Genomic DNA, 11859 nt, shown 5'->3' on the forward strand with positions numbered 1-11859 from the left:
CCCGCATTGAAGCCCTGCGTCGAGGCCCGGGCGGGTTAGCGGGCGGGCATGATCGCGATCCTGTCGCCATGCGGCGTGCCGAGCCAATACTCGTCGCCGGTCCGCAGGGCGGTCGACGCCGCGCCGAAGCTCGAAGTTCCGGGATGGCGGATGACTTCCTCGGCCCGAAGCGTCGCGGGGTCGATCCTCAGAACGGAAAACGGGCCGGTGCAAAGCTGCGTCGTACCGGGCGCACAAGCCAGCAGATTGTCCACCGTGTCGCGCTGCCCGGCGGCATAAAGGAAGCCGTCCGATCCCCAGCGCAGGTTGTCGGTATGGAAGCCGGTCTCGATGACGGCGCGATCTCCCGGCATGCCATCGAGCGGCAGCCGCACCACGGTCTCGTCGCCTGCGCCGGCCACGAAGAGATGCCGGCCATCGGGCGAGACCGCAACGCCGTTACCGGCGGAAATCGTCGCTGCTTCTGCCAGGCGCCGCCAACCCGTCTTCGGCCGCCAGATCAGCAGGCCTCCCAGCGGCTGGCCCGCGGACAGCTTCTCGATCGCCTGCGGATCGTCGGTGCTCATGAAGTGACTCGCCGCGAAACCGCCATCGGGCAAGGCTGCCACGCCATTGCCGAAAACGCCGGCCGGATAGATGACGCAGCCTATCCAGGTCAGGACCGGAGCCGCGGCGCCCGGCTTGAGCTTGAAGACCTCGACCGATTCCCGCTCGCCGTGATGCACGACATAGAGCCGGTACTCCGCCCCGATCCCGGCATGCAATCCGAGGCCGTGCGCCGAGAATGCCGCCTCGTCGGGTGCACCGGGGCAGCCGCCGAATGTCTCGGTGTCCTGCCGATAGACGATGCGCCCGGGAAGTGCGGTTCGCACCGAGCGGTCCTGCGTATTCACCAGATAGATATGCCCGCCGGTCCGCTCGCCTTCCGCCAGGCCGCTGGCGACGATCCATGGCGTACCCGGCACCTGAACCATGTCCTCGGCATTGGCCATTCCGCAGATGAATGTCAGCCCCGCGGCGGGATCGCATGCCGCCCGCGCAACAACCGATGCAGCCAGCACCATGACCGCAGCGAACAATGCCGCCGCTCTGCCGAACCCCATGCTGCTCTCCTCCCGCCCTGATCGCCTCTGCGGCAACCGTGGAATCGACACCGTCAGCCTAAGCAAGCCGGGTTCGGGAAGGGAGTGACAAATCTGGCGGGATTGCCGGCTAAGCCGACTTCACTGCCTTTTCGATATCGGCAATGACAATCTTCTTCATCTCGAACATGGCGCGCATGGCCGCGGCGGCAACCTTGCGGTCGGGGCTCCGTACCAGGTCGAGCAGCCGCTTTGGCGTGATCTGCCAGGCCAGCCCGAAACGGTCCTTGAGCCAGCCGCAGGGCAGCTCGGCGCCACCCTCGGTGAGCCGGCTCCAGAGCCGGTCGACCTCCTCCTGCGTTTCGCATTCGACCAGCAGCGAGACCGATTCATTGAACGGAGCGTTCTGACCGGCATTCAGCGCATAGAATTGCTGCCCGGCCAGCTCGAAGGTGACCATCATGACCGAACCTTCCTGGCTCGGATTGGCCTCGGTGTAGCGGGCAACGTCGACCACGCGGCTGTCGTCGAACAGCGAGGTATAGAAATTCGCCGCCTCCTCGGCCTGACTGTCAAACCACAGGAAAGTGGTGATCTTCTGTCTGACCCGAGGCATGGCGTTGCTCCTTCTCCTCGTCGCAATATGGCGCGCCTCGGCGAGGTACTTGAGGCGGTATTGCAGCGTGCGGCGCGGTGGTGGCTCTTGCAGCGAATCGGCAATCTGCTGCGCCGTCGCCCCGCCAGAGTGGCGGCGCACGGCTTCCTCGATCACCTGCAATTCCTCTTCCAGGATGCGCCGTACCACGTCGCCTCTCTTTCTTGGGCATGCGTCTGTATGCGCAATTTAGCCTGGATATGCGCAATTTCCAATGATACGCGCAACCATCCGGCCCTACGCGCAAACATAATTGCGCATAAAGCCCTTTCCTGCGTGTAGAAGGGACAGCGTTGGCGCCGATCTTTAAATTGGCGATGGCGCACCGATGCGGGTCCCGGTGGCGCGAGAGAAAAGGGCGTTGCCAGCGCCTTGCGCACAATTCAACGAGGCCGGAGGCACAGGGTGCATGCGCCTGTGATGCCTCATCCGGCCGCAACAGGCGGTTCCTCCCTGACCTTCCCTCTGCGCATGAACCGCACAGAATCTTAGCCGCTGAGCCGCGCGCGGCCCATGCGACCGCAGAAGGGTGCTTTGTACAAGCGCCTTATAGAGCACCGGGTACGAGAAGCCTCGGCTGACACGCCCGCGACGGTGACAGGACTGGATCCGATCCTATCTGACCTCGGTACTCACACGTGACCTGCGCGACATCCAAGCGGAAAGCGGCGGCCCCCGCGACATCAGATTCTTCACTGCGCAAATGGACCGAGCCGATTGCTCGCGCATCACGCACCTGCTGAAAGAATCCGGAGGCGCGCGGTCACAGCCCTTCTGACGGAAACATGGATTGATTTCGGAAACCGGGGCGGCAACTCGTCCGCCAGACGCTCCATGATGTTCCTGGCCGCTGCACCGATTTCATCAATCAGGGCTTGTACCCTCGCCTTCGACAGGCCAGCCGCTCTCGCCGTCTCGAAGAAATGGTGGGTCTGAATTCCGTCAATTCTGTAGTGGTTCTTCGCGCCCACGGCCATCGCGAGCTTCATTTGCTTGCGCCCGATCTGACGAGCGTCGAGGCTCGGCTGCGCCGAGAGGATGTCATAGAGAGGTGTCAGCCGGTAGGTGCCGCCCGGCCCCAGGAAGACACTGAAATTCTTGGCATGCCCGTCTGTCGCGCCAATGAGCCAGAACAGGATCTGAGCCTTCAGCACGGTCCTTCGATCCTCCTCCGGCGTATCGCTACCCTCGAGGAGATTGAGGATCTGCACGAGGCCCGGGCCACCATCGCTCTGGTACTTCCTGCCGGGAGGAACTGACAGCGCCTGGCAGCAGTCCTCCTGCGGCACGCGCAACAAGCGTCCATCGCGCGTCCAGCGCCGGTCGAAGCGCTCGATCACGAGCGCCGTGGTTTTACCGAATGTCTTGATGACGGCATCGTTGATCGGAAGCCCAAAGGCCTTGAGCAGCTTCAGACAATAGAATTCGTTCTCGACGCTGTTCGACAAATCGATGCCGTTGGGCAGCTCATCGATCTGAGGCTTCAGGATATGGGTTGTCGGTGTTGTGCCGATCGGCTTGCGCCAGCGCCGGCCGTCCCAGAGCAGCGCGGTCTTCTCCTGCGCGCCGGCAATGGAGATCCGGAAATCATCGTCGCGGCTCAGACCAAGCGGCGCCTGCCCAAGGCTGCGCAGCAACTTTTCGACGGCCGCGTCATCGACCGGATCACCCGCGATCGCGCCAGCGCGCTCGTCGGCTTCATCGGCAAGGAACTGGAGCGCACCGACGCAATCCCGGCCGATGGCCGCGAGCAGGCTGTAGGCATCGGCTCCGGCCGCACCCACCCTTTCCGCGACACGCCGACGCAGAACCTCGGAGTCGGGCAGAAGATTCTCGAAGACTGCGCTGACCGGAGCACCGCGATAGGCATCTTCACGCAGCGGCAGCGAAAGCGAGACCGGGATGGCATTCTCCCAGCCGAGCCAGCTTTCGTCATAGCGGAAGCTGACCGCGCCGCCGGGCTCTTTCAGAAAATAGCCGACGAGACGATTGTTGAGATAGACGCGCAGCGGTGCATGCTGGCGGCGCCGCGGCATCAGAAAATGTCCTCGATCGCCGCCGCTTGCCCCTTCGATCGCGGCCCGATCCGGAACTCGAGATCGAGCGCCGCGAGCACGGTGAGAATGGTGTCGACCCTGGTCGCCGGGTTGCCGGACTCGATGAGCGAAATCGTCTCCTGGCGCAGGCCCGCCCTCTCGCCGAGTTGCGTCTGACTCCACTTGCGATGCTTGCGTGCCCGGCGGACCAGGTTGCCGATCTGCTTGGGATTGCGTGCCACGTCTGCCACTAGACACTTATGGTCCAATTCCGATAATTTGTCAAAATCGGAATTAGCTAATAAAATTGGTCTATGCGATAATCACGATGAATCGTATGCGAGCGTCTGTCGATGATCCGGCAATCTGCCGACTCAGCATGGGCAGGCCTCGCTTAGGCCAGCAATGCCCGCCAAGCAGTCGCCCCTTTAAGCCGTCTTACTTTTGCGTACGAAGGACTCCATCAACTTGCGACGCTCCGGCATCGCAAACGTTAGGTGAAAGAGCTTCCGCTCAAACGCCAATCCGTCTGGCAATGTCATGCTCTCAGCATGAATTACGGACTCTTTGATCAGGCGAGCTACGGCCGCAGGAAACGCTGCAATCCGCCGCGCAACCGCACCAGCCTCTTCCATCAGCTTGTCCTCGGAAACGATGCGAGAAACTAGGCCAAACATCTGGGCTTCGGAGGCTGTAAGAATCCGTCCAGTTAGCAGGACATCCAGCGCCACGTGCCTTCCGATTAGCCTTGGAAGACGTTGCGTTCCGCCTGCGCCCGACATCGTGCCGAGCGTGATCTCTGGATGCCCGAAGCGCGCGCTGTCGGCAGCAATCACGATGTCACACATTTCCACTAGCTCGCATCCTCCGCCCAACGCGCAACCTCCGACGGCTGCGATCACGGGCTTGGGAAAGTCTCCGAGCCGAGCGCAACAACCTGAAAAGTCGGTCGCTGCGACGTGCTGCACGCTCATCTCGACCATCTCGCGTATATCCGCACCGGCCGCAAAATCCCGACCCGTTCCGCCTAGAACCAAAACCGCTACGCTGTCATCGGCATCAAGCCGATCGAGCACCTTGGTCAATTCGAGTACAATATCCGACGAGAGCGCGTTGCGCGCTTCCGGCCTGTTCATCAAGACCGTTGCGACTCCTGCGTCGATGGTGACCTGAAGCTTGGTTTCATTCACGGCTTTAGTCTCCGCCCCGCACTGATTCCGCCTGGCATCACCGCTTGCTACTGGATGTGCGAAGGGGGCGAAAAAAGCTGAAGATTTCTTGAGCTAAGGCGTCCGGATCTTCGAGCGCAGGAAAGTGCCCCCCGCGCCGCATAGAACTCCAGCGTTGGATATTTCCGTAAAGTGTTTCCGCGACGGACTTCGGCGGCCTAAGAATCTCACGCGGGAACTCCGCGTATCCGGTGGGGGCCTGTACCTTTTCGCCCGATGGAACAATCCAAGGGCCATGGATGCGGGCATAGTAAGGCCAAAAGCTTGAGTTTATGGCGCCTGTCACCCAATAGATCATGATGTTGTCGAGCAGCACGTCGCGAGAGAAGTGAGCGTCTACGTCACCACCGCAATCGCTCCAGCTTCTGAATTTCTCGATGATCCACGCAGCAAGACCCACCGGCGAATCGGTCAGGCCGTACGAGAGGGTCTGCGGCTTGGTACCCATCATCGCGGAATATCCGGTCTCTTCGCACAGCCAATTGGCAAGTTTCTCGTTAAACCGCAATTCCTCAGGCGTGTTCGCTGCCTGAACCGGCTCTCGCGGGACGGCAAGCAATGTGATGTGGATTCCAAGAAGGCGGTCCACATGAGCGAAACCGAGTCGCGTTGCCAGAAAGGCGCCCCAGTCATGTCCATGAGCAGCGAAGCGCTTGTAGCCCAGCGTCTCGGTCATCAGGTCGGCTAAGACGTCGGCGATCTCTATGATACCGAGCCGAGCTTGGCCAGTTGAATACGAGAAGCCATGACCGGGGAGTGATGGCACGATAACGGTGAAGGCGTCTTCGGCGCGTCCCCCGAATGCCGAAGGGTGAGTGAGTCTTGGGATAAGCTGCTGGAATTCTACAATTGATCCAGGCCAGCCATGAGACAGGAGAAGGGGATATGGAGCGTTGCCTTCGCCACATTCATGGATGAAGTGCACGCGCGTACCGCGAATGCTTGTAGTGAATTGCGGGTAGCGATTGAGAGTTCGCTCGCGAGCCCGCCAATCGTACGTGTCACGCCAATATTCAATTAGCCCCCGCAGATAGGTGAGATCCGCACCAAAGTTCCATCCACCGCCTGGCACTTCATCTGGCCAGCGGACACGCGATAAGCGATCCTGCAAGTCCTGCAGAATGACATCAGGAACGGCAATCGAAAAGGGATCGATTGCCGTTCCTGATAACTGAGCCTTGAAATCCGCGCGCGTCATATCAGTACGCCCCGTTGAATTGTCAGATCTGCATTCGAGGCGCAGTGGAATGCCTGCGAAAACTCCCTAGGTAGATTCCACACAAGCCATTGCCGGTCATTGAAGGCGGGACCCGAGGGACGCCCGGTCCTCCCGGCACCAGAAGGCTCAGGTGCGATCGCTTGCATGTTGACGAATTTAGCCGACGAGGCTCCGTGAGCAAAATCGATTGCACTCACAATGTCTATCGACCGCGCTAATTTCCCGGCTTGAACGCATCGCAAGGTCAAGAAAAGGACGAGCCAGATGAACTGTAAGCGGTGCTCCGCGGCCCTTTTTGAGGGCGCTTGACAGTTACACTGCGTTTCCGGCGGTGCTGGCCCAGGACAGGAGCTCGTCGATATGGGACTGAGGCCATCCGTTGACGAGGCGGGTGAGCGTGTTAGCGAGGTAGCGCTGCGGATCGACAGCGTTCAGCTTGCCGGTCTCGACCAGCGACCATACAGCAGCCCAGTTCGCGGTGCCCTCGTCGCTGCCTGCAAATAGCGCGTTCTTCCTGCTGATGGCGATCGGACGCATGCTCCGCTCGACCGGGTTGGTGTCGATCTCGATGCGGCCGTCCTCGAGAAACCGGAATAGCCCTCCCAATGGTTCAGCGCATAGCCAATGGCATCGGCGGTCGGGCCGCGGGCGAACAGCTTCTGATGCTGCATCGTGAATCCGAAGTTACCGAGTACCACGCAAAGTGCCGACCCAAAACAGGACAGCCATCAGGCTGACAACTGCACCCAAAGTGCACACACCCAGCCAGCCGAACGCCGCATAGGTAGCTGTAGATGCAATTGCGCCAGAGCCGCATCCGACGGAATAGAAAAGCATGTAAACACCAACGAATCTGCTTCTGGCTTCCGGTCGCCGAGCGAAAATCAAGCTCTGATTTGTGACGTGAACCGCCTGCACAGCGAAATCGAGCATCACAATCCCTACCACCAAGATCCACAGCGATACGCCCATGAAGGCGATGAGGCTCCAAGAAACCAGCATCAGGCCTAGCGCAAATCCTGTCGTGCGCTCATGGAAGCCGCGATCTGCGAGCCGTCCCGCGCGACTTGCGCCCAGTGCCCCGGCTAGACCTACCAACCCGAACAGGCCTATTTGAGTGTGTGACAAGGAGAAGGGCGGTACACTCAGCGGCAGTACAAGGGGCGCCCAGAATATGTTGATTGCTGCAAAGACTAGCAGTCCAAGACCTGCGCGCACCCGCAGTATCGGTTCCTCCCGGAACAGCATTACCAGGGAGCGTAGAAGTTCGGGATATGATCCCGCGGCACTCTCTTGAGGGCTACGCGGAAGAATTCTAAACAGCAACGCGGCCATTACGGCGGTGATCCCCGCCGACGTGAAATAGACCAGCCGCCAACCGCCGAGGTCGGCCAACGCACCTGCAGCAAAGCGGGCCAACAAGATGCCCACCACGACACCGCTCTGCACCACTCCAACGACTTCGCCACGCTCAGACGGATGCGCCAAATTCGCGGCGAAAGCCACCAGCACCTGTACCGCCACTGCTAGCACCCCAACAGCAACCATACCGATCAGCAACGTTGTCGAATTCGGCGCGACGCCAACCACAACCAGTGCCGCGCTCGAAAGGAGAGCTTGACCAACTATAAGTCGGCGGCGGTCTATCAGATCGCCCAGAGGGACAAGAAAGATCAGGCCAGCGCCGTATCCGACTTGCGTCAGCGTTACGACAATGCCGATTGTCGCCGGAGTGATCGCAAGATCGCGAGCCATCTCATCGAGCAAGGGATGTGCGAAATAAATGTTCGCCACGCTCAAGGCGCACGCAGCCGCAAACAGCAGCACAATCGTACGTGGCAGAATGGACGAACCTCCGAGCGGAGCACTGGCCGATGATGTCTCGGCACTACGAGGCGAGCCGATTGTCTGCGTAAGTCCGGTTCTCATGTTCGCGTCCATGTCATCTCATATACTGGTTCTATTATAGAACCCCTTGAGTCGATTTCCATCTAGTACTATCTTAGAACACGTTTTAGGGGCGCCCTTGAGGCCAGCTGGCCGGTAGCAATTGGATGCCGATAGGAGGACAGGCTTTGGTCCGACGCACGAGATTCGAGTCAGCGAGTTGTCCCATTGCGCGGACGTTAGACACCGTTGGTGATTGGTGGTCGCTGCTTATTGTTCGCGACGCCTTTGACGGAGCCAGCCGGTTCAGTCAGTTCCAGAAGAGTCTCGCCGTCTCCAAAGGAATTCTCACAGTTCGCCTGCGTGAATTGGTCGCTCGGGGAGTACTCAGGACGACGCCGGCATCGGATGGAAGCGCCTACGAGGAATACGTATTGACCGAGAGCGGACGAGCCCTCTTCCCTGTATTGGTCGCTCTGCGCCAGTGGGGAGAAGATCATTGCTTCGGACCCGACGAACCGCATTCAGTGCTGATCGACAATAGCACTGGACAGCCGATTGCTCCGCTGCAGGTCCGCTCGGCGACCGGGCGTGAGGTAAGCTTCGCCGATACCACCGTCAAAAAGGTCATCAAGACAGCGGTAGCCAAGAAGCCATCCCACACTCGACGCCGAACTCGGCGGTTGCAGGCTCCAAATTCCAGAACGCAATCTCATTAACGAACCGCAGTCGTGACCCTGCCAGCAGGCTTCCGACAGTGTCACCTATTCCGAGGAGCACTCACGCTCTCCTCACCGTCGCTTTTGTCAGGACCTCGTCGCATCGGCCAGCGAATGAGCGGCGAGATGGCCGCGAAACAAGCAAGCTCGGAGAGGACCGATGTCCAGTTGCGAGGCTAGCTACTTCGACCGCACAGGGTGTCCAGTACGCAGGGTTTCCGACCACGACTAGTCATGAAAGCCCAGGACATGCGGGTGAAGCTCCGAACTGAAGCAATTAAGTTCTTCAGCGAGAGCTCGACTTGGCTGCCAAAAGATCCAGAACGAGCGTCGATTTACCATTTGCTCGTAACGTGGACCAAATGCTTCCCGGAAACTTCCGAGGTGATGAAGCGCGGCCTCCGAACTCTCATACCGCTCAAGTATACGACATTTCCGTCGGTCGCCGGTAAAGAAAGCGCTCGTAGGATAGGCAGCCGGGCTCACTATGCGCAGCATTGATCATTTCGAGCGTCAGCGCATAAAACGGATCAACTTGGTCCGGCAAGATGTCGAGATCGACAATCCACCCGACCTCGTTCATTGTCAGCCCCGCAATTCATCGATGCCAGGGTGGCGCTCCGCCGACGCGGTCCTCATGCACGATCGAGAATCACGCAGGTCCATGAAGGGCACCCGCTTGCAGATACCGCCAAGGTACACCATAAAGGACTGTGCATAAAATCGGTTGCAGTCACTATGCCCATCGACCACGCTAATCTCTCCAGGCTCGACCTAAACCTGCTCGTGGCGTTTGACGCCCTCATAGCGGAACGGCACGTCACGCGCGCAGCGCAGCGAGTCGGCCTTGGCCAATCCGCGATGAGCCACAACTTGCGTCGCTTACGTGACCTCTTCGGTGACGAGTTGCTGACTCGATCGGGGAGCGAAATGATACCCACGCCTCGCGCTGCTCAGTTGGCCGATCGAGTGCGAGCCTTGCTGGCCCAGTTGCAGTCATCCGTACTTTCCGCAACGATTTTCGATCCGCGCCTGTCTGATCGGCACTTTGCAATCGGTATGTCACCGAGCCTTGAGATCTCGATTGGGCCAACGCTCCTCGCCAGCATCAATCGGGAAGCGCCGAACGTCAGCCTATCGCTCCACAGCGAAGCGCCAGAGGTTATGCTGCGAGCTCTCGATGAGGGGCAACTGGACCTGGCAATAGGTGCTTTCACAGAGGGCGAGGTCCATCATAAGCGTCGGCTCCTTCGGGAGGCGGAGGGTTACCTGTGCCTGTTCGATGCTGAGCGCGTCGGCTTGCGGGCGCCACTCTCACCCGAAGACTTTTGCCGGCTTCCCCAGGTTACAGTGCTCTCGACCGACAGCGTCTCGCAATTGCTCGATCAGAGCTTACAGGCTTTGGGCGTCAGCCGCCGCGTGATTTACCGTACGCCGCACGTGATGGCCCTTCCGTTTTTACTACGCGAGACCGGCGCAATTGCTATCCTTTGCTACCGAACGGCGATGATCTGTGCGAGGACATTTGGCTTGGCGACGAGCCCCATCCCGTTTCCTTTGCCACCACAACACGTCGCGGCTGTCTGGCACACCTCGAACGACCAAGAGCCTGGGCACAAATGGCTACGGCAAAAGTTGCTGACCGCAGCGGTGGTGCTGAAGAGCCAGGAGGGTGCGCATTGAGCCAGCCCCGCCTAGCTCACGCCGGGGCCGTGTCACGCTCCGCGGCCAACGAAGCCAGCTCTCGAGCAAACCGCGGCGGGTACTCTCTTGGCGAAAGGCCCGTCTACGCTTGAACGATTGCCGAAACGTGCTGGTATCGCCGTAACCAACGCGCTAACTCACCGTCTCAAGATTGTAGCGGCCGGACCCCAGCAAGCGCATGGCATCGTCGTGGCCTGGCGATTCAGACGCCACGGCGCCCGCGTTATACGACAACCAAGTAATAGAGCGTGTAGCCGTCGACCAGTCTGCCTGGGAATTGCCCCCCGCGAGCCCAAGATCGAACAGGGTTTCTGATATCGACCACCGGCAGGCATCAAATCGAGCGTCATGACACCTACCAGGGATTCAAAGCGATACTCCTTACCTAAGTAAGCGCTAGAAGATTACTGCCGCCCATCCGGTGGTTAGTGACAGGAGGGAGCAGTTCATCTTCGGGCAAAGATCTCTCCACCTCATCCGTCGCGGACACCGGCAACGTCAAATACTTTGGTCCATCGATATAGCAGGCACCGCTGCCGCGTTATGGATGCGCACAATCTGCGCAGGCATCCCAGCGACGGTGCAGTGCGGCGGGACAGATTTCAAGACCACGCTCCCGGCAGCAACTTTGGAAAATTCTCCGATCTCGATGTTGCCAATGACCTTTGCACCGGCGCCAATCATTACGCCCTGCCGGACCTTGGGGTGACGATCGCCACCAGTCTTTCCGGTTCCGCCCAAGGTGACATTTTGCAGAATTGAGACGCCGCTTTCGACAACTGCCGTCTCGCCGATAACTATCCCCGATCCGTGATCAAGCATAATACCAAGACCTATTCGCGCTGCTGGATGAATATCCGGTCCCAAGACAAGTGACGCTCGGTTTGATATCCACGAGGCGAGCTCCGTTCGCTCGTCTAGCCAGAGTCGATGGGCGATGCGATGGGCTTGTAATGCCTGAAAGCCTTTGAAGTTTATGAGGGCATGAAGGTATGTTTCACACGCTGGATCGCGGGTCCGAACCGCCTCCAGGTCACGCGCGGCACATATCTCTATTGTCGGGTTTCCCGACACGATCTCCGCAAACAGGTCAGCCAAATCCGCGGCCCTGACGCCCGGAGCCTGCAGCAGATCGGCTAACCTGGCGGCCACCGCCTGTTGCAGCGTACCATCTTTGCGAACGAACCGCGAAATCAGATCTCGAAGCAGGGGCTCCTTTTCGATGAGCTCAGCGGCCTCAACCTGAATCGTGTCCCAGAGCGAAACCTCCGGAGGCTCAATGCATTTTCTTTCTTGGCTTCCCAACGCTAGAGTCCTTCGAAAAACCC

Annotated in this window: 10 protein-coding genes and 1 pseudogene; 2 read left to right on the forward strand and 9 right to left on the reverse strand. The window is 59.7% G+C overall.

What is annotated here, in order from left to right; genetic code table 11:
- Nucleotides 1-35 precede the first annotated feature (35 nt).
- The 8 genes and pseudogenes from VF194_RS01320 to VF194_RS01355 all read right to left on the reverse strand — a co-directional run bounded on the left by VF194_RS01320 (nucleotide 36) and on the right by VF194_RS01355 (nucleotide 8162).
- A complete protein-coding gene (locus VF194_RS01320) occupies nucleotides 36-1103 on the reverse strand; it encodes a hypothetical protein (RefSeq protein ID WP_330887246.1) in 1068 nt (355 codons plus the stop codon).
- A gap of 109 nt (nucleotides 1104-1212) precedes the next feature.
- The gene (locus VF194_RS01325) at nucleotides 1213-1887 is read right to left on the reverse strand and encodes a VOC family protein (RefSeq protein WP_330887247.1); all 675 of its coding nucleotides are present in this window, start codon (nucleotides 1885-1887) and stop codon (nucleotides 1213-1215) included.
- Nucleotides 1888-2465: 578 nt separating this feature from the next.
- Nucleotides 2466-3773, reverse strand: coding sequence for a type II toxin-antitoxin system HipA family toxin (locus VF194_RS01330; RefSeq protein ID WP_330887249.1), 1308 nt, complete (start codon nucleotides 3771-3773; stop codon nucleotides 2466-2468).
- Complete coding sequence (locus VF194_RS01335) at nucleotides 3773-4015, reverse strand: helix-turn-helix domain-containing protein (RefSeq protein WP_330887251.1); 243 nt, start codon at nucleotides 4013-4015, stop codon at nucleotides 3773-3775. Before VF194_RS01335 ends, VF194_RS01330 begins: the two co-directional genes overlap by 1 nt.
- Before the next feature lie 186 nt (nucleotides 4016-4201).
- On the reverse strand, nucleotides 4202-4963 hold the full coding sequence (locus tag VF194_RS01340; protein ID WP_330887253.1) for an enoyl-CoA hydratase-related protein: 762 nt from the start codon (nucleotides 4961-4963) through the stop codon (nucleotides 4202-4204).
- Nucleotides 4964-5000: 37 nt separating this feature from the next.
- Nucleotides 5001-6200, reverse strand: coding sequence for an epoxide hydrolase family protein (locus VF194_RS01345; protein WP_330887255.1), 1200 nt, complete (start codon nucleotides 6198-6200; stop codon nucleotides 5001-5003).
- A 333-nt stretch (nucleotides 6201-6533) separates the two neighbouring features.
- Nucleotides 6534-6856 (reverse strand): annotated as a pseudogene (locus VF194_RS01350) (IS66 family transposase); the annotation flags it as partial.
- A 49-nt stretch (nucleotides 6857-6905) separates the two neighbouring features.
- A complete protein-coding gene (locus VF194_RS01355) occupies nucleotides 6906-8162 on the reverse strand; it encodes an MFS transporter (protein WP_330887257.1) in 1257 nt (418 codons plus the stop codon).
- A gap of 113 nt (nucleotides 8163-8275) precedes the next feature.
- On the opposite strand from VF194_RS01355, the gene VF194_RS01360 reads away from it, so the two are divergent.
- Together VF194_RS01360 and VF194_RS01365 are read left to right on the forward strand one after the other, a co-directional pair.
- Nucleotides 8276-8827 (forward strand): helix-turn-helix domain-containing protein, encoded by a 552-nt coding sequence (locus tag VF194_RS01360; RefSeq protein WP_330887259.1) that lies wholly within the window; start codon nucleotides 8276-8278, stop codon nucleotides 8825-8827.
- Nucleotides 8828-9565: 738 nt separating this feature from the next.
- Entirely contained in the window at nucleotides 9566-10510 is a 945-nt protein-coding gene (locus VF194_RS01365; RefSeq protein ID WP_330887260.1) for a LysR family transcriptional regulator, read from the forward strand.
- A 519-nt stretch (nucleotides 10511-11029) separates the two neighbouring features.
- On the opposite strand, the gene cysE is transcribed toward VF194_RS01365, so the two are convergent.
- Nucleotides 11030-11836, reverse strand: a complete 807-nt coding sequence (gene cysE, locus VF194_RS01370) for a serine O-acetyltransferase (RefSeq protein ID WP_330887262.1) — start codon at nucleotides 11834-11836, stop codon at nucleotides 11030-11032.
- Nucleotides 11837-11859 lie beyond the last annotated feature (23 nt).

This window comes from Ferrovibrio sp., from assembly GCF_036381655.1.
Lineage (GTDB): Bacteria > Pseudomonadota > Alphaproteobacteria > Ferrovibrionales > Ferrovibrionaceae > Ferrovibrio.

Excerpts from the sequence above, each read along its gene's own strand:
- VF194_RS01345 (WP_330887255.1), bottom strand. The coding sequence starts at position 6,200 with ATGACGCGCGCGGATTTCAAGGCTCAGTTATCAGGAACGGCAATCGAT.
- VF194_RS01330 (WP_330887249.1), bottom strand. The coding sequence starts at position 3,773 with ATGCCGCGGCGCCGCCAGCATGCACCGCTGCGCGTCTATCTCAACAAT.
- VF194_RS01355 (WP_330887257.1), bottom strand. The coding sequence starts at position 8,162 with ATGGACGCGAACATGAGAACCGGACTTACGCAGACAATCGGCTCGCCT.
- VF194_RS01365 (WP_330887260.1), top strand. The coding sequence starts at position 9,566 with ATGCCCATCGACCACGCTAATCTCTCCAGGCTCGACCTAAACCTGCTC.
- VF194_RS01360 (WP_330887259.1), top strand. The coding sequence starts at position 8,276 with ATGCCGATAGGAGGACAGGCTTTGGTCCGACGCACGAGATTCGAGTCA.
- VF194_RS01320 (WP_330887246.1), bottom strand. The coding sequence starts at position 1,103 with ATGGGGTTCGGCAGAGCGGCGGCATTGTTCGCTGCGGTCATGGTGCTG.